At 46.7% G+C, this 17,442-nt stretch carries 11 protein-coding genes and 1 tRNA gene; 5 read left to right on the top strand and 7 right to left on the bottom strand.

The features are described from left to right. Nucleotides 1-245 precede the first annotated feature (245 nt). The 4 genes from QUA77_RS16615 to QUA77_RS16600 form a co-directional block, all read right to left on the bottom strand. The gene (locus QUA77_RS16615; protein ID WP_333451276.1) at nucleotides 246-1,460 is read right to left on the bottom strand and encodes a M20 family metallopeptidase; all 1,215 of its coding nucleotides are present in this window, start codon (nucleotides 1,458-1,460) and stop codon (nucleotides 246-248) included. 253 nt (nucleotides 1,461-1,713) lie between these two features. Then, nucleotides 1,714-2,421, bottom strand: a complete 708-nt coding sequence (gene bioD, locus QUA77_RS16610) for a dethiobiotin synthase (protein ID WP_333451274.1) — start codon at nucleotides 2,419-2,421, stop codon at nucleotides 1,714-1,716. Between the two features lie 60 nt (nucleotides 2,422-2,481). Then, nucleotides 2,482-4,176: a serine/threonine-protein kinase gene (locus QUA77_RS16605; protein WP_333451272.1), complete on the bottom strand. Its 1,695-nt coding sequence runs from the start codon at nucleotides 4,174-4,176 to the stop codon at nucleotides 2,482-2,484. Nucleotides 4,177-4,799: 623 nt separating this feature from the next. After that, nucleotides 4,800-5,258: a GatB/YqeY domain-containing protein gene (locus QUA77_RS16600; RefSeq protein WP_006635515.1), complete on the bottom strand. Its 459-nt coding sequence runs from the start codon at nucleotides 5,256-5,258 to the stop codon at nucleotides 4,800-4,802. Between the two features lie 608 nt (nucleotides 5,259-5,866). On the opposite strand from QUA77_RS16600, the gene QUA77_RS16595 reads away from it, so the two are divergent. From QUA77_RS16595 to QUA77_RS16585, 3 genes are all read left to right on the top strand, one after another. Then, nucleotides 5,867-6,859 carry a ribose-phosphate pyrophosphokinase gene (locus QUA77_RS16595; RefSeq protein WP_190734335.1) on the top strand — a complete coding sequence of 331 codons (993 nt, stop codon included), beginning with the start codon at nucleotides 5,867-5,869 and terminating at the stop codon, nucleotides 6,857-6,859. Between the two features lie 432 nt (nucleotides 6,860-7,291). Continuing rightward, nucleotides 7,292-8,047: a DUF3747 domain-containing protein gene (locus QUA77_RS16590; protein WP_333451270.1), complete on the top strand. Its 756-nt coding sequence runs from the start codon at nucleotides 7,292-7,294 to the stop codon at nucleotides 8,045-8,047. 351 nt (nucleotides 8,048-8,398) lie between these two features. Continuing rightward, nucleotides 8,399-8,662: a hypothetical protein gene (locus tag QUA77_RS16585; RefSeq protein ID WP_333036879.1), complete on the top strand. Its 264-nt coding sequence runs from the start codon at nucleotides 8,399-8,401 to the stop codon at nucleotides 8,660-8,662. Nucleotides 8,663-8,920: 258 nt separating this feature from the next. Here the strand turns inward: QUA77_RS16585 and QUA77_RS16580 are convergent, their stop codons facing one another. From QUA77_RS16580 to QUA77_RS16570, 3 genes are all read right to left on the bottom strand, one after another. Further along, nucleotides 8,921-9,811: a hypothetical protein gene (locus QUA77_RS16580; protein ID WP_333451268.1), complete on the bottom strand. Its 891-nt coding sequence runs from the start codon at nucleotides 9,809-9,811 to the stop codon at nucleotides 8,921-8,923. After that, on the bottom strand, nucleotides 9,789-14,093 hold the full coding sequence (locus QUA77_RS16575) for an AAA domain-containing protein (RefSeq protein ID WP_333451266.1): 4,305 nt from the start codon (nucleotides 14,091-14,093) through the stop codon (nucleotides 9,789-9,791). The genes QUA77_RS16580 and QUA77_RS16575 overlap by 23 nt, the downstream gene beginning before the upstream one ends. A 182-nt stretch (nucleotides 14,094-14,275) precedes the next feature. Continuing rightward, nucleotides 14,276-14,348 (bottom strand) — tRNA-His (locus tag QUA77_RS16570). Between the two features lie 637 nt (nucleotides 14,349-14,985). Here QUA77_RS16570 and QUA77_RS16565 point away from each other — a divergent pair. Further along, the gene (locus QUA77_RS16565; protein WP_333451264.1) at nucleotides 14,986-16,521 is read left to right on the top strand and encodes a serine/threonine-protein kinase; all 1,536 of its coding nucleotides are present in this window, start codon (nucleotides 14,986-14,988) and stop codon (nucleotides 16,519-16,521) included. 194 nt (nucleotides 16,522-16,715) lie between these two features. Then, on the top strand, nucleotides 16,716-17,399 hold the full coding sequence (locus QUA77_RS16560) for a manganese catalase family protein (RefSeq protein ID WP_333036883.1): 684 nt from the start codon (nucleotides 16,716-16,718) through the stop codon (nucleotides 17,397-17,399). The last annotated feature ends 43 nt before the right edge of the window (nucleotides 17,400-17,442 follow it).

Genomic DNA, 17,442 nt, shown 5'->3' with positions numbered 1-17,442 from the left:
GAACAGGCAAGATGCCTGTTCCACAAGACATGAATTTGCTTGTTCCACAAAAACTAAATTTTCTTGTGGGGTGGGCTTCTAGCCCGCCCATAAAAGGCTTATCGAGAATGGTGCAAGATGTGAGATGTTGTACCATTACTCATGAACAGGCAAGATGCCTGTTCCACAATACATGAATTTGCTTGTTCTAGAAAAACTAAATTTTCTTGTGGGGTAAGCTTCTAGCCCGCCCCTGAAAGCCTGATTTACATCGCACAAAAATTTTCTACGCACCGCACAAACATTTCTACACCCATCCCCAGGGCAGTTTCATCAAAATCAAAACGCGGGTGATGGTGCGGGTAAGCTAAGTTTTTCTCTGGATTTGCTGAACCCAAAAAGAAATAGCAACCGGGAACTTCTTGCAAAAAGAACGACATATCCTCGCCGCCCATTGTTTGACATTCTGGAACGATTCCTGCAGGAGTTTCGACAACTGATTCTGCCACCCCGCGCACCAATTCAGCTATTCTCGAATCATTAATAACTGGCGGATAAAGCGAACAATAATCTAATTGGTAATTTGCCCCGTGACTTTGACAAATTCCGGCAATTACTTGCTCGATTCGCTTTACAAAATAACCTTGATATGCAGGATTGAAATAGCGCACCGTGCCACCGATTTGAGCGGTATCGGCAATGACGTTGTGGGTGTGGCCTGCGTGGAATTTGCCGACAGTTACTACCGCTGAGTCGATCGGGTCAATGTTCCGCGCGACGATTGCCTGCAAAGCGCTGACAATTTGGGCTGTAACTACGATCGAGTCCACAGTCTGATGTGGCATTGCGCCGTGTCCACCTTTGCCAAAAATCGTGCAGTCAAAAACTTCGACAGCCGCCATCAAAGCGCCGCTGCGGACGCCTACAGTGCCTAAAGGCAGATTGTTCCACAAATGCAAGCCGACGATCGCATCAACATCAGGATTCTTCAAAACTCCCGCTTCAATCATCGGTTTTGCGCCCCCTGGGCCTTCTTCGGCGGGCTGAAAGATAAATTTTACTTTACCCGAAAAGCTGTGTTTGTGCTTTGCGAGATAACAGACAGTACCGAGGGCGATCGCAGTGTGGCCGTCGTGACCGCAAGCGTGCATAATTCCATCATGCTGCGATCGATAATCCACCTCATTTTCCTCTTGAATCGGCAAAGCATCCATATCCGCGCGAATTGCCAAAACCCGCCCCGGTTTGCCGCTGTCTATAGTTGCGACAATACCAGTTTTAGCAATATTAGTTTCATGATCTATGCCCCATTCCTGCAACTTTTGCGAGACAAACTGCGCCGTTAAATTTTCATCAAAACTCAACTCCGGCTTTTGGTGCAAAAGGCGACGCCATTCGACTAGCTGAGGCTGCAAATTTCTAATCTCCAGCCGCAATTGAGATAAATCGACAGAGGTTAAATTCGGCAAAGTAGAAACCATGTTTTATTCTCCTTTTTTTGATTAGGTTTTAGATTTAATAACTTAAATAAATGGTAATCACTAATTATAGCAGCCCAGAATAAGTTCTGAAACTCTCTCTTCTCTTTCTCTGCGGTCTCTGCGGTCTCTGCGGTTAAAATAAAATATTCTTCAATCCTATCCCAGTTGTGCAGGAGATTTTTTTATGAACTGCAGAGGGCGCAGAGTACGCAGAGGAAGAGAAGAATGAGAAAGAGATGTGTTTAGAATAGGGTTATTTAGAAGTCTGAGCAACTAAATTAACCCCTGGCAGTAACCGCTCTAAATCTAAATCTGAAGCAATTTTAGCTAATTTAGCAAGGTCAGTCGGGTCATCTAAATGCGGCAAAATACCCAACACAGGTATTTGAGTCAGCGACTGGATCAAATCAACGGGCGCTAGATCGGCAATTTCTTGTTCCGAATAAGCTTTAACGCAATTGAGCACAATTCCTCTCAGCTTAAAACCAGTGTGTCTGGCGAGAGCAACATTCGCTACAGCTTGCCCGATCGCCCCCAACCTCACAGGTACTACCAAAACCCCCCTCAGCCGCCAATCCCTGGCAATATCGGCCACCGTCAGTTCCCACGTTACAGGCGAACCGAGTCCTCCCAAAGCTTCCACCAACACAAAATCCTTGCGCTCAGAGAGGCTTTGCCACGCCGTCCAAACCTTTTCGAGTTCGATACGTCTCCCCTCCCGTTCGGCGGCGATCGGCGGTGCTAGAGGCGCATCAAAGTGCAGCGGATTGAGTTCTTCGGGGGATTGGTCGAGGGTAAATAAACGAGTGTATAGTTCGCGATCGCCTATTCCCGTTTGCAACAGCTTCATAATTCCCAAACTGCGATCGGGAAAATACATTTGCCAATAAGCAGCCAGAGCGCTGGTCAAAACAGTTTTGCCCGCGTCGGTATCAGTTCCAGCAATTAGCAGCGAGTTCATTGGCAAAAAGCTAACAAATAATTGGCCTCAACCTCAGTCTAGGGGAATTTTGCCAGAAGTTTAGAGTTCCGGCGATGGTGCGGGTGTTGGTGCTGGTTCCGGTTCCGGCGCGGGTTCCGGTTCCGGTTCCGGCGACGGTGCAGGAGTTGGGGCCGGTTCCGGCGACGGTGCGGGTGTTGGGGCCGGTTCCGGCGATGGTGCGGGTGTTGGGGCCGGTTCCGGCGACGGTGCAGGAGTTGGCGCGGGAGTTGGTGCTGGTGTTGGCGACGGCGCGGGCGTCGGTTTGGGTGCGGGAGTTGGTGCGGGCGTCGGTTTGGGCGTCGGTTTGGGCGCGGGAGTCGGCGCGGGCGTCGGTTTTGGTGTCGGAGTTGGCGCTGGGCTTGGTTCTGGGCTTGGTTCCGGCAAAGGTTCTGGGCTCGGTTCCGGCAAAGGTTCTGGGTCCGGTTCCGGCAAAGGTTCTGGGCTCGGTTCCGGCAAAGGTTCTAGGGTTGGTTCCGGCAAAGGTTCTGGGCTCGGTTCCGGCAAAGGTTGCGGGGTTGGGGTTGGCAAAGGTTGCGGGGTTGGGGTTGGCAAAGGTAGCGGGTTTGGTATCGGAGTTAGTGTCGGCGTCGGACTTGTAAGTGCTGGCGGTGTCGGAGTGGGTTTGGGGCGCGAATTGTTGAGAAATGAGCCGACTAAGGCCCAGGAACCGAAGCCAGTCAAGATTACTAAGCCCGCCAGCAGACCGATCGCAGCGATGGGATTGTCCCAAAAAGTGTCGCCAGCAGGCTCAATTAACGGGTCTGGCTGGTTTGGCGGGGGGGAACTCTCGACGGTTGGCTCGGGCGGTCTGCCCACGGCCACCGTTGCTATTAGCGAAGGGTTTGTCTGCACCACTGCGGGCGCGGGCGGTACAGTTGGCTGGCTGGGCTTAGGATTAGTTTGGGCGTCGAGTGCTTGGGCAACTTCGCTGACAGATTGATATCGATCGCCCGGAGACCGGCTCAACATCCGATTCAGCACTAAAGCCAAACCCGTGCTCACCTGCGCTTGCTGCTGCCAATTCCACTGCAGCGTTGTTTGATCGAGCAATTCCTGCGGTTCTTTGCCTGTCAGCAGGACGATCGCCGTTACAGCTAAAGCGTAGAGGTCGCTGCTGGCTGTTGCTCGCCCGCTGTGCAACTGTTCCATCGGCGCGTAGCCGATTTTACCGACTGTTGTCGCGTGGGCTGTTCCTTCGGGAGACTGGACTTTGGTGGCGAGTTCCTTCACCACTCCAAAGTCAATCAGCACCGGCATTTGGTCGTTTTCCCTGCGGATGATATTTTCTGGGGAGATGTCGCGGTGGATGATGCCGCGGGCGTGGATGTGAGCGAGTACCGGCAGCATTTGCCGGATAAATACCAAGACTTCGGCTTCACTGAAGGCGCGACCATTTGAAGTTCGATCGAGCAGCAGTTCGCGGTAAGTCATCCCTTCCACGTAATCCTGCACTAAAAACAAACGCTGGTTCTCTTCAAATATTGCCCGAAACTGGGGAATTTGCGGGTGCCCAATTTGGTAAAGTATTGCCGCCTCTCTTTGAAACAATTCCTTCGATTTTTCCAAAACGTAAGGCCCGCTTTGCACTGGGATCAATTCCTTCAGGGCGCAGCGTTCTTGAAACCGTCCCAAATCTTCTACTAAATAAGTCCGGCCAAATCCTCCTTGACCTAAAATATTCACCAAGCGGTAGCGGTTTTGTAGGAGAGTTCCAATAGCAATAGGTGGCTGCATAAGTTTAAGTAAAAACTGTTAAAAAATAGACGATCGCTCACAGACTTAGTAATGCTATGTCTTTAATGCTCTTGAGCATACTTCACTATCTGTAGTCCCCAGTCCCGACCAAAGTTAGTATTTTACATTTTTTTGACATTCTTGGACGCAAGGATGGTCAGAAACCGGGTTTTTTCACGAAAATACACAGCTTACAACCCGCCAATCCGCTCGAAAACCCGGTTTCTGCGTCAATATCTCAAGGGAGAAATGCACGATTTTTCGTAGAAACCGGGTTTTTTGGCCTTAGCCCTAATAAATTGTCGCCCCTCGGCCTAAGCCATACATCTCTATAAAGCTTGAGGTAAGGATTCAGGTCACTGAACTCCTTGCTGGGCAAAGACTTTAGATATGGAGCTTGATACTAAATCAATCTCTATTCTCAATAAACCACGAAAAACTGTCACTTCTCCTCGTTTATTGACAATTAACCACGAAAGACAAAAACCCTTATTTTGCCCTAAAACCCTTGCCAGACAAGCGTTGGAGCCGCAAGTTTTTAGACCTGAATCCTTACAGCTTGAGATTATTTATGGGAGATGTCTACTGACTAATGACTGCTGTCAACTGCCAACTGTCAACTGTCAACTGTTAAGCTTTGCTTTCACCATGTCTTGAATTCTGTTACCGTCTGCTTTGCCTTTAAGCTGCTGCATTGCCTTGCCCATCACCTTGCCCATATCTTTTGCAGAAGTAGCGCCAACCGAAGCAATCACTTCGTCAACGACTTGACTCACCTCTTCGTCTGACATCTGCGGCGGCAAATACTCTTCAACAATTGCCAACTCCGCCTCCTCTTGTGCCACTAAATCTTCGCGACCACCTTTGCGGTATTGTTCGATCGAATCCCGGCGCTGTTTGGCTATTTGCATCAAAATTTCCATTTCTTGAGCTTCTGTCAGCGTCTCTTGGCCGGAGGGACGAAGGCTGACTTCTTTTTCGAGAATAAATTTCTTGATGCCGCGAACTGTTTCCAAGCGAACTTTGTCCTTGGACTTCATGGCTGCTTTGATTTCTTCGTCAATGCGTTCTCTTAAGCTCATCGATTTCTACCTTGCTTTGCCCGATATCAAAAATCTGGAGTATGCTTCCGATTCTTAACTTTTTTTACAGTATTTTTCAAGTTTATTGCCTGTTGGTGGCATTTTTATCGCATTGAACCCGGATGCCTTCGGCCTTCGGCTGAATTTTGGGCGGCTAGACTTCCAGCCTCGGTCCCAAATTGACTCACGCCAAAACTTTTAGACGCAGGGACACAAGTGCGATCGTACTTCTGCCAGTACAGAGTTCGCTACAACCCACATTCCACAGCCTGGGGTGTCACACAGCATAATTACGCAGGAAACTCTATCTTTACAGTAATATATTATGCCTTTAAAAAGTTTTTTATCCGTTAATGTACGGTATTAAAGTATAATTCATAGTTTTATGGCTGGATAAAAATAAGTAAAAACCGATTGTGACCGTTAAGGGTACCGAATGTGGGGTAGAAACCGGATTTGTTGGACATATTTCTGCAAGTCCTATTCAATTCGCCTAACTTCACACTTGTGGCCGCCCCGAATGTTAAATCTATTAAAAAATTGGCTGAATATTTCTAGTTTCAGATGGTAAGATAGCGATGGAATAAACGTCCTGCAAGAGGCCTGCTGTGATCCGTTCTGCTACTTTACCGCTTCCGCTTCCCGAGCCGCCGGTTTCCGCTCATGACCGTCTGCGGCTGTTCTCCGGTTCTGCTAATGTTCCTCTCGCCCAAGAGGTGGCTCGCTATCTGGGGATCGATTTGGGGCCGATGGTTCGCAAGCGGTTTGCTGATGGGGAACTCTACGTTCAAATTCAAGAATCAATTCGGGGTTGCGATGTTTACTTGATTCAGCCAACTTGCTGTCCGGTAAACGATCGCCTCATGGAATTGTTAATTATGATCGATGCTTGTCGGCGCGCTTCGGCCAGACAAATTACTGCCGTCATCCCCTATTACGGATATGCTAGGGCTGACCGCAAAACGGCCGGAAGAGAGTCGATTACTGCAAAATTAGTGGCTAATTTGATTACGGAAGCTGGGGCCGGTCGCATTTTGGCGATGGATTTGCACTCAGCTCAGATTCAAGGTTATTTTGACATTCCTTTCGATCACGTTTACGGTTCGCCGGTGCTTTTGGATTATCTGGCGAGCAAGCAATTGACGGATATTGTTGTGGTTTCGCCGGATGTTGGCGGAGTCGCTAGGGCGAGAGCTTTTGCCAAAAAGCTTGGTGATGCTCCCCTGGCAATTATTGACAAGCGCCGCCAAGCTCACAACGTGGCAGAAGTGATGAATCTTATCGGTGATGTCAGGGGCAAAACTGCTGTGTTGGTGGACGACATGATCGATACTGCCGGCACGATTTCTGAAGGTGCGAGATTGTTGCGCCGCGAGGGTGCGAGGCAGGTTTATGCTTGTGCTACTCATGCGGTGTTTTCGCCTCCGGCGATCGAGCGCTTGTCTAGCGGGATTTTGGAAGAGGTAATTGTTACGAATACAATTCCTGTGCCGGAAGAGAACCGTTTTAAGCAGTTGACGGTGCTTTCGGTAGCCAATTTGCTCGGAGAAACTATTTGGCGGATTCACGAAGATAGTTCTGTTAGCAGTATGTTCCGCTAGACAGGAAAGGCGCTTTTTGAATGTTTGTTTTAGGGTGCGTTAACCAAGTGTAACGCACCGTTTTTTTGTGAACTGTGCGATCGTTTCTCGCAAGTAATAAGCCCAGGCTCATGCCAATTTTACTGTCAACTTCCCTTAAATTATTGTGGAGTGGGCGTCCCGCCCGCCCGGAAAATACAATTTAGAGGCCGAACAGCTTATCAAGTTCCTCGCTAAAATAACGGTTATAACTTTGTAGTGAGGACTCAAATCCTGATAAAAATTCGCTCGGACTTTAGTTCTCACTACGAACCAAGGTGACGATCGCCGATCGATCGCACTTGGTAGCACCGGAACAAGAGATGGTAAAATTCTATCTTGTTGTTGGAAGAGGGCGAATTTTTTATATTCTAGATAAGTCTCATCACAATAAGGAGCCAATAGGGAAAAATCATGAAACATTCATTGGCACGAACAGTGGCCGCACTGGCAGGTTCAGCAATTTTAACACTTGGCGCGATCGGTTCGGCTAAAGCATTTACTTTTGACGAAACCGACATTAACCAAGACCGAGTAATTGTCATCGCCCAACCCCGCCCTTCCGGCGGCTACCAATTGCTAATTCTAGAACAAGTATCTGACAAGCGAAAATGCTGGAGCGAAAGTGGCTCTAATCCCGTAAAAGTCGATCCATTATTAGTTAGTTTTGATTTCACAGGTATTTGTGGCCGCGCAACAGACAGCAACGGCTTTTCAATTCGCATGGCAGGCACCGATTTAGCATTAAAATACACCCTAACTTTGGAAACTGTTGATGGCAATGTTCTACTAATTGGAACTCCGGTAGATTACCAAGGTAAATCGGTGATTATCGGTCGCACAAACGGCGATGTAAACGACTTCATGAAAATCAGTCTCGATCCTGCTTGGCGCTTGAGCAAAAGAGCTTACCAAGGCCGCACATTAGGCCACTTTTATTTCACTACCAATCAATCCGCACCGGGAGAAATTGGCAATACCGGAGGCAATACCGGAGGCAATACCGAAGCAATACCGCAGCCAATACCAATACCAATACCAATACCGCAGCCATCACCGCAGCCAATAACGCAGCCATCACCGCAGCCAATACCGCAGCCATCACCGCAGCCAATACCGCAGGAAATACCAATACCGCAGACAATACCGCAGGAAATACCAATACCGTAGGCCATACTGGCTTTTCTACAATTCGGAGATAGCTACCGATGATATCTACGCTTCCGAAATTAAAGAAGCTGTGGGCTTTGGATTTGTAGCCCGGTTTTCTCAAAATAATACCTTTCGGCTGCAACTTGCTGTTACCAGAGAGCAATTGGTATCTTTAGTATTGGAATCCTGGAAAAGAATACAAGATGCTATATTACATTTCCTAGCAATGTTTCTATCCGTCCCTATAGCGATGTTGATATTCTCCGCTGGAGTGCCTGAAAAGTTCTATTTGCGCGGGAAAACAAGATAGTTAGCAGTTATCAAGATTGAACTTTTAAACCTACGCAGTCCGTCACTCGCGCTGAATTGATGGCGGTGCTCCGTCGAGCGGCGGAATTTGGTTTCTCTGCCCGGGGAATGAACCGGGATTTAGTTGCTAAAGAGCCGTCTAAAACTTTTTCAGACACTCAGAATTATTGGGCTGCTTCTATTTTTACTCAAAGGTCTTATTATTGTTCTGTTGCTGCCGCTATTAACGAAATTGGCGATCGGTTTGCTGCGAATGATTCTGCAAAGCAGAATTACGCGGCCGCGACTACTTTGCGGATGCTGAAATGCGTTAAGGCTCAGTAGGGCGAATTAGATCCCCGACTTCTTCAAGAAGTTGGGAATCTAAGTATATTGCACAATTACCTCCTTTGTTGGTTAATAGTTATATGTTGTACTCTTGTCAAGAACGGGCAAGATGCCCGTTCCACAAAACTTGATTTTATTGTGGAACGGGCATCTTGCCCGTTCCTAAACAAGTAATTGAGAATGGTGCAAGATATCAGTTAATCAGGACTAAAGTCCTTACTACAAACCAGTTCGCAATCAGGAATTTAGTCCTCATCATATCGTTTTCTTGGGTTTCTTCTTAGATGGCTTTTTAGGAGTTTTCGGGACGGGGATTGTCTCGGATTCTTGCTGTGCGATGTCGGGGGCTAATTTGCACAAGTCATTTAAGGAAAGTTTTTGCTGGGATTCAAGTTCGTTGAGTCGGTTTGATGCTGTTTCTAATATTTGCTTTCCCTGTCTGGCTTGAATAGTAGTTTTATTTTCGATCGCATCTAACAACACAAAAATCGAAACTGTTTGCCAAATATCTAAATCGTCGCCGACGACATCGCAAGCAGAGACAATTTTGCCGTTTTCGGGGACGTGAATTCCTAAGCCGGAAGCTTGAATTAACGGCTGGATTTCTGCTAGACTTAAATTCGCAAGGTCGCTAATTTTATGTTCTAGCGAGACTAAATCTGCTAAATCTGGCAAGTTGACCGATTCTGTCGCTAAAGGATCAAATTTAAAGGTAAGAATTTGATTCAGCGGATCGGAAATGGCATAAATTGATTGAATTTGCGATCGACTAACGGCACCTTTCTCGAAAAAATCTCTACCTTGCGGGGCGATCGCAATTTGCCCATTTTCCGCCACCTCCAAGCTTTCCAAACTAACCAGAGTCGCCGCCGTAGTCTTCACAAAAATCTCGTCCAACCCCAGCAAATCCGCCAATTCCTTCAAAGTAGGCGCAGGTTCAAACTCAACACCCGCCCGCAAAATGAACTCTTCCAACACGTTAAACTCGCGCGGTTCGCTAACCGCCACCTCCAGCGGAGTTTGGCGGATTGCAAAGCGGAATTGACGCGCCGCCAACACTGACAAACCCGGATTTTGTTGCTCAATTTGTTCGGCTAGCGAACTTAAATTCGAGTCTATGGGTTTAGTTGAGGACGCTAGAAACATCTACAAAACCTCCGCAGTGACGCACCGTTTTTGAAACTTCCTGATACATTTTTCCCACTGTACCTGTTTGTTGGGTAAATAAATCGTGGCAGCCGACAACTACCAGCAATTCTTGAGCGCGGGAAAATGCCACATTCACCCGTTCCGGTTCCTTAGCAAATCCAATATCGCCCCTAACATTATTGCACACTGTGCTGACAATAATTACAGGTCTTTCCATGCCTTGAAATATGTCAACCGTACCAGTGCGGATGCTCAAAGCAGGGAATCTTTCGCCTTCGATTCTGTCTTTAATTGCATTTAATTGAGCAGCATAAAAAGTGATGATTCCGATTTCTTTCGGCGGTTCACCGTCAGCAACTTTGGGCTGCCAAGCTGTGTCCATTTGTTCGCACAAACGCTCGATCGCATCAATCTCCTTGACATTCAACCGCGAAGTGCCCTGTTTTTCCTCTTCAAACCCTTGTCCTATCGGCGTTTTCACCCACAGAATGTGATTATTTTCTTGAATGATTCTACCTGCCAGGTTGTGGGCGCGCTTGGTGTCAGCTTCCTGAATGCCACAGTTGAGTTTTTGCTGGTAAAATTGATTGATTGCGCCCATGATTTGTGGGTGCATTCGATACTGAGTTGTCAGCATTTTTTTGATGCTGTCGCTGGCATTTTCAAACAAAACTTTGAACAGCGATTCTTTAATAAAGCTAAGTTCGTCTCCGGTACAGCCGATGTCTTCGGCAATATCGTCGATCGTACTTTGATTAAACATCGGCGGCAATTGCCTGTGATCGCCCACTAATACTAACTTTCTGCCTTTCAAAGCGGGAATTAATAACTCTGGGGGAGTGCATTTGCTAACTTCGTCAATGATGACTGCATCAAAGCTGGGAAAGTTTTTAGTAAAATCGAAGCTAGCAGCTTGCACGCAAGTAATGCCGATCACGTTGGCATTGTCAATATAAATTTGCTTTAAATCGTTGCGGTCTTTTTCTGATGGATTGCGGAGTTTTTGAATCCAATCTGTTACAAAGCTTTGAGAACGATTTAGGGCTGTTTCTTCTTGTTCTAATTTCCGCTCCCAAGTTTTGAATAAACGCTTAATTTTGTTTAAAAAAGCTACGGTGAATAATCCTGTATTCGGAACTTCGGGCTGGTATTGAGTCGGGATAGTTTGCCATGCTGACTCCCACCAATTTCTCTCAAGAAGTAATGCTGGTGTTGGTTGCTGCTGTTGGAGTTGATCGTTAATTTCGCTCAACTCTGCTTGAAGTTGGGCGAGTTGCTGCTGCAAAGTTGCAGCCGCAGTTTGTAGCGGGGATAAATGCTCGTCAAGAGTGTTTTTGATGGTCTCCAAAACCCCAAAAGGGTCTAGATCGGCAATGGATTTTTCAAGCTGAATCGTGCTTGCTTTCCAAGCATCAACTTGCTTGACAAACTGCTGCGGTTGCTCCCAAATATTCGATTTTTGGGCTAGATATTGTTCGGATAAAATCCGCAACTTTTCAGGTACATTTGGCTGTGGGACAATTGCTTGCAACAAATTAGTAACTTCACTAATTTTTAAGTTAGCCTCTTGCTGCGCTGTTTCTACCTGAAGTTTAGCGGCGGAGATTTGCTGCTGGTTCAATGTTTGACCGATTTTATCTAATAACTGTTGCTGTTTGATAAGCTGCTGTTCGGTTTCAGTTTTCAGGGGAACCACGCACTGACGGGCATTTGCGAGGATACTGTGCAGCAATTCTTTGACTAGGCGATCGAAGGTAGACTGGATATGATTTGGGTGCAATGATTCACTATAAAATTGTTGAATGCTACCTAAGAAAGTGCGAGCTTTTTCGATGATAAATTTGCGCTGACTTTGGCTGACTTGGGAATAGCTGGCGAAGTCTTTGGCGAGTTGTTGCCACTGTGTACGATCGCCCGCAGAGAGCACGATCGGCGTTTGACTCAAATTTAAGTGCAGAAACTCGCTAAACCGGAACTGTTGCCCTTGTATGTCCTTAAAACCGGCGCTTTCTTCGTGGGATATCGCCTTTTGCAACCGATCCAAATCGGGCAAATTGATTTTGCATTTGGGCGGCACGATCGGCAATTTGAGCGATCGGGCAATTTTCAGCAATCCTGCCGGCAATTCTACCATATCATCCGTGAGCATTGCGCCCGTTTCCCAGCAAGTTTTTACGACTTCATAAAGTCCCGTATCTGCCGTCTCGATCCACTGTGCAACGGCGACGACAACGGCTGCAATTTCAGCTTTTCGCAGTTCCAAATTCTTGATTTTCTGTTCGAGATTGTGGCGGTGTGTCTGATTTTGCCGATCGCCCAATTCGAGTTGATTCACAGCCTCCGACATCTGCCGCGACACCCGCAACGACTCCGCAACCGCCGACATAGCGTGACAAACATCATCAGCGCGATCGAATGCCGTCTTAAATTCTGATATTTGCCCTGCTACAGTTTCCTGCAGCCAAACCCCAATCCCAAACGCGCCGCAAGCAGGGCGATCGAAGCCGATTTGAGTAGCATAGCTGGTGGCAATGCGAACATTTGCCATAAAGTTTTCTACTAAAACATTGCCTTCTGAATAAGGTTTTAGTCTGGGCATAAACTCGGCCACTTCTGGAGATTCCCAGTTGACATTCGGCGCATCCAGCAAATTTCCTAGCCCGCTAACTAGAGATTCAATCTCGCTTTTTTCGGTTAAAATCTTTTCATAAGCTGCTGCTTGCTGGTTGCACTTTTCCTCAATATTTGCTTGACTGTCGTGCAGGTGTTTGAGTTCATTAAAAAAATCTTTCTCTGCGGCACAGTAGGCGGTAAATCGCTCTGATTCTGCCACCAACTGCCGCAAAGATTTGACATTAGTCAGGCGCTGCGAGAGCTTTTCTTCGCAGTCAGTCGCCGTATTTTGCAGCCAAGTGCCGATCGCATTTTCCTCCAAAAACGGCTGCCCTTCTTCCTGCACCTTATGAGCTTTTCCCTTCCGCAAAGCCCGAATCGCCGGGTTGTGAACTAACCGACTCAAAGCATTGTCTACAGCCAAATTTGCTTGCGAAGCAATGAGCGTTTTACCACCCTGACGGGCAATTTGATAGCAAATCTCCGCAATCACAGTCGTTTTGCCCGTTCCCGGCGGGCCTTGAATCAAAATTAAATCCCGCGCCGAAAGCACCGTTTCTACGGCAGCAAGTTGGTCGTCATTAGCATTGCGATTTAATAAGTTTTCCCGATCCAATTTAATCTGTTTTTCAGGCAGTCTCGCCTGAGAAGAGTCGAATAAAAACTCACTCAAATAGGGATTTTGAGCGCGACCATCTGTCAGCATTTTTAAAGCTTTCTTCTTGCGTTCGATCTGACTGATATCGCCCGCAGCCTCAAAATATAAGAATCCTTGTTTGGGCATTTGATATCTGCCGCCCGCCATGCGAGTTCCTAAATCAACATCTAACTTAATCCGTAATTTACCATGTTCAAAGTCAATTTCAGCGATGCTACCCAATGTCTCTCCATCGCGGCTGCTTCTGCTTCCTGGCGGCGAATCAAATAGGATAATTTCTTCATTTCTGGCTTTTTTTAGCCTGTCGCGAAAGTCGCCGAATTCTAAGGGATTTTCCTCGTAGCCGTCAAGAGTTGCGGAATTACGATCAATTTCAAAAGTGACGATTTTGAAGCCGGAACCGTAATTATGACCGCGAAAAGGTACGCAAAATTGACGCGCTTCCGCGATGCGTTTTTCTACATTTAAAAAAGTATGCCAAACTTTTAGTTGTTCCGTAGTTGGTATGTGTCTGTCGTCCCAAAATGGCATTTGTTGGACGCGGGCGATCGACTTTACAGGAATTGGCGATCGACTGTTAGCCAAAAGTCGCAACTGAACCGGCAAAGCATACCCATCTTTCCTCCCTCTGGGAACCGCCACCAAACCAGCATCCAGCAGTTTTAAACCGCCAATTCCGTCTTCACAGCGTACAGTTGCTAACAACCGCAAAGTGCGATCGGCTTTTTGCAACAATTGGGGTAATTCAAAATCATCTCCATCCGTAGCAAGCAGCAATTCCCAGATTTCTTCTTCAGAAAATCTCTCATTTACCTTTTGGCGGCGGACGTAGAAAAGATTGTGGGATTTGCCAGCTATCTCCGACATCAGAATTTCCGCACGTTCTTTGCATTCCCAATCGCAATATTTCCCTAAAGCTGCTTCTCCTTCTATATCCCGAATAAACTTATTAATTGTGCGATCGCCACTAAATTTATATCCCCAATCTTCTGTTACTAAAGATGGCATATTTTGATGTTAGATGTTAGATTTTAGATTTTAGATTGGATTTAAGATTAGCACATCGGAACTTGTGGCGACAGAACCGCGACATCCCAAAAAAAATTAAGGTGTGCAATGCACACCCTACGACCATCGCAAATTACCATACAGGCGACGGGCGATCTAATTAAACTGTTGAGAATCAAAAGGGCGAACGATGGGACTTGAACCCACGAATGGTGGTACCACAAACCACTGCCTTAACCACTTGGCTACGCTCGCCGTATCAGTTTTAACTATAGCATCAGATCTCAGCACAAGTCTAGGGGTAAGGCAAAAATATTTTGAAATATTTCTGAGCGTCCCTGAACCAGACAGATCGATTGTGCCTTAAATTCCAGGCACAGTAAGAGTTTAGCACAATTTTCGCTCTGTGCGATCGGCTTGTGCGATCGGCAATTATCTCGCCCCCAGCACTCATGCGGCGTGGGTTCGGCAGATCTGGTAGCGTCCCGATTCGATCTAGCGCATTAAAATAGCCTTATCACCCCAGGCGCATCTACATTTCACAGTCCTGTTTGATAAAACTCACCTCTGGCACCATTTTTAAGAACAGGCATCTTGCCTGTTCCACAAAGAATGAATTTCTTTTAGGGTGGGATATTCTAGCCCGCCCCTAAAAGCCTTATTGAGAATGGGGCAACATCTCAGATGAAATGCTTGTGGGGTGTCCCGCCCGCCCGAAAAATACAACGCCCGAAGCGGGACAGCTTATCCCACACCGCATGAGTTTTCCACCATCCCTTTTCTCTCTCTTCTCTCTTCCCTATTCCTTCGCGCCGCTTCGCGTCTGCGCGGTTCGTTTAAAAAAAAGTCTTGTCCGCAATCTAAAATTTAAAATCTAAAATCTAAAATCGATATGAGCTACTGTGTGAACCCTGAATGTCAAAATCCTCAGAACTCCAACGCCGCACAATTTTGCTTAAACTGCGGCTTTAACCTGGTGCTGAGACAGCGATATCGCCCGATTGAACTTTTAGGTAGAGGCGGATTTGGTAAAACTTTTCTAGCAATTGATGAAGACATCCCATCTCTACCCCCCTGTGCAGTCAAGCAATTTTATTTTTACGACCGTGACCCCGAAATTTTCAACAAAGCCGTTGAATTATTTCGGCAAGAAGGCGTCCGTTTAGACGAACTAGGAAAACACCCGCAAATCCCTACATTATTAGCCTGCTTTGAACAAGAAGGTCATATTTATTTAGTTCAAGAGTTTATAGAGGGATCGACTCTTAAACAAGAATTAGACAAGAGTGTATACGATGAAGAGCAAATTTGGCAACTGCTGCAAGACTTATTGCCCGTGCTGCAATTTATCCACGACAAGCGCATCATTCACCGCGACATCAAACCTGAAAATATTATCCGCCGACAGTCAGACAACAAACTCGTATTGATCGATTTCGGCATTGCCAAACTGCTGACTGATTCAGCTATGCTTCGTCCAGCAACGGTCATCGGCAGTCAAGATTATGTAGCTCCCGAACAAATGCGCGGCAAAGTATTTCCTGCTAGCGACCTTTACAGTTTAGGTGTTACTTGCATTCGCCTAATGACGCAAGTTCCTCCCTTGGATATGTACGACTGCGACAACGAGCGCTGGTGGTGGCGCGAGTTTCTCCCTAAAGCCACGAGTCTTAGCGACGAGTTAGGTGAAATTTTAGATAAATTGCTGCAAACTCGTCTCACTCAGCGGTACAGTTTTGCTGCGGAAGTTTTGCAAGATATCCAAGCAGCTTTAGATATTCGCGATCAAAATTTGCTTTCGCCCAAAATGCCGATCGCTCCTGCTCTCGATAATAGCGACAACTCAACCGATCTCAGCGCCCTACAAACTCCTGATTCTCTAATTTTACCGACCAATGCCGTCGCCGATTGTGCAGAAGATTTTTCCTTATCTGTTACTTCAAATACTTCAAATATCAAGCCAACCCTAATTTCTGCACGGGGAGTTGATTATACCAAACTGCGCGATTTTTTGTCTAACAAAAAGTGGAAAGAAGCCGATCGCGAAACTTGGGGTCTGATGTGTCAATCTATTTCCCAGGAACCGGGAACTCAGCTAGAAATTAGCCAAATTTACCAGCTTCCCTGCGAAGATTTGCAAACACTCGATCGCCTTTGGTTGCGCTACAGTCAAGGTCGGTTTGGCTTCAGCGTCCAAAAGCAGATTTATGAAAGCGTTAAGGGAGACTATATCAGATTTTGCGATCGGGTCAACTGGCAAACCTACAATTCTGCTAATACTTTAGGGCAGATTAAATTTAGTCAGCAAGCACCAATCGGACACCTCCCCTCTCGCAGTTGGGTTGGCGGCATTCAGTGGCTGCGGCATCTCGATGCCCTGTCAGCAAAATTAACCGAGTGCGACAATAATGCTGCTCCTAAATTGTAATGTTTATACCGACTAACTAACTAAAATTTTAACTTTAAACTCTACCTGAAAGCAGAGAAATTTGTCGCGCTAGATGTAACCAGCGACCGAGGTTCGGTGCGATCGCTTGTCGCACAATGGATGCTGAAGGTGAACACAGCTACAAGTCTGCAATCCAGAGACTGTAACAACAGAATTAAAAGAGGTATCGATCCATGTTTTTTCACAAAAAACAATTAATGGCTGCGGTGACAGTAGACGAAGCCAACCCCCGTTTTGCCCAATTGCTCCTAGAACAGTTTGGCGGAGCAACCGGAGAACTCACAGCAGCTCTGCAATACTGGGTGCAGTCCTTTCACTGTGAAGATGCAGGGATTAAGGATATGCTCCAAGATATTGCAATAGAAGAATTCAGCCACTTAGAAATGGTGGGCAAACTCATCGAAATGCACACCAAAAACGTTGACCAAACAGAAGCTTATAAAAGCACTTTGTTTGCGGTGCGAGGTGTAGGTCCGCACTTGCTGGATAGCCAAGGTCAAGCTTGGACGGGTGCTTACGTCAACGAAGGTGGCGATGTAGTGCGCGATTTACGCGCTAATATCGGTGCGGAAGCAGGAGCTCGCCAAACCTACGAAGAGTTGATTAAACTAGCACCGGATATGGGAACGAAAAAGACCCTGCACTTTCTGCTGACTCGCGAAATTTCTCACACTGAAATGTTCATGAAAGCTCTCGAAGCGTTGGGTAAACTCACCGATCCGCTGTTCGGTAATATTCCGCCAGATTCCACTGTGGATCTCTACTTTAACTTGTCAACAAATGGCAAGGATGAACGCGGCCCTTGGAACTCAGAACCTACTTTCCAATACATTGCCGATCCCGCTCCCAAAGGTTAATTTGAGAGTTGTTTAGATTGTGTGGCTTAGAAGATTTAAGCCC

Source organism: Microcoleus sp. K5-D4, assembly GCF_036704575.1.
GTDB lineage: Bacteria > Cyanobacteriota > Cyanobacteriia > Cyanobacteriales > Microcoleaceae > Microcoleus.
The sequence above is the reverse complement of the archived record's forward strand: the minus strand, read 5'-3'. Positions and strand labels throughout refer to the sequence as shown.

Bases quoted from the DNA above. Each gene is read 5' to 3' on its own strand.
- QUA77_RS16615 (WP_333451276.1), bottom strand. From the start codon at position 1,460: ATGGTTTCTACTTTGCCGAATTTAACCTCTGTCGATTTATCTCAATTG.
- bioD (WP_333451274.1), bottom strand. From the start codon at position 2,421: ATGAACTCGCTGCTAATTGCTGGAACTGATACCGACGCGGGCAAAACT.
- QUA77_RS16605 (WP_333451272.1), bottom strand. From the start codon at position 4,176: ATGCAGCCACCTATTGCTATTGGAACTCTCCTACAAAACCGCTACCGC.
- QUA77_RS16600 (WP_006635515.1), bottom strand. From the start codon at position 5,258: ATGAGCTTAAGAGAACGCATTGACGAAGAAATCAAAGCAGCCATGAAG.
- QUA77_RS16590 (WP_333451270.1), top strand. From the start codon at position 7,292: ATGAAACATTCATTGGCACGAACAGTGGCCGCACTGGCAGGTTCAGCA.
- QUA77_RS16585 (WP_333036879.1), top strand. From the start codon at position 8,399: ATGGCGGTGCTCCGTCGAGCGGCGGAATTTGGTTTCTCTGCCCGGGGA.
- QUA77_RS16580 (WP_333451268.1), bottom strand. From the start codon at position 9,811: ATGTTTCTAGCGTCCTCAACTAAACCCATAGACTCGAATTTAAGTTCG.
- QUA77_RS16575 (WP_333451266.1), bottom strand. From the start codon at position 14,093: ATGCCATCTTTAGTAACAGAAGATTGGGGATATAAATTTAGTGGCGAT.
- QUA77_RS16565 (WP_333451264.1), top strand. From the start codon at position 14,986: ATGAGCTACTGTGTGAACCCTGAATGTCAAAATCCTCAGAACTCCAAC.
- QUA77_RS16560 (WP_333036883.1), top strand. From the start codon at position 16,716: ATGTTTTTTCACAAAAAACAATTAATGGCTGCGGTGACAGTAGACGAA.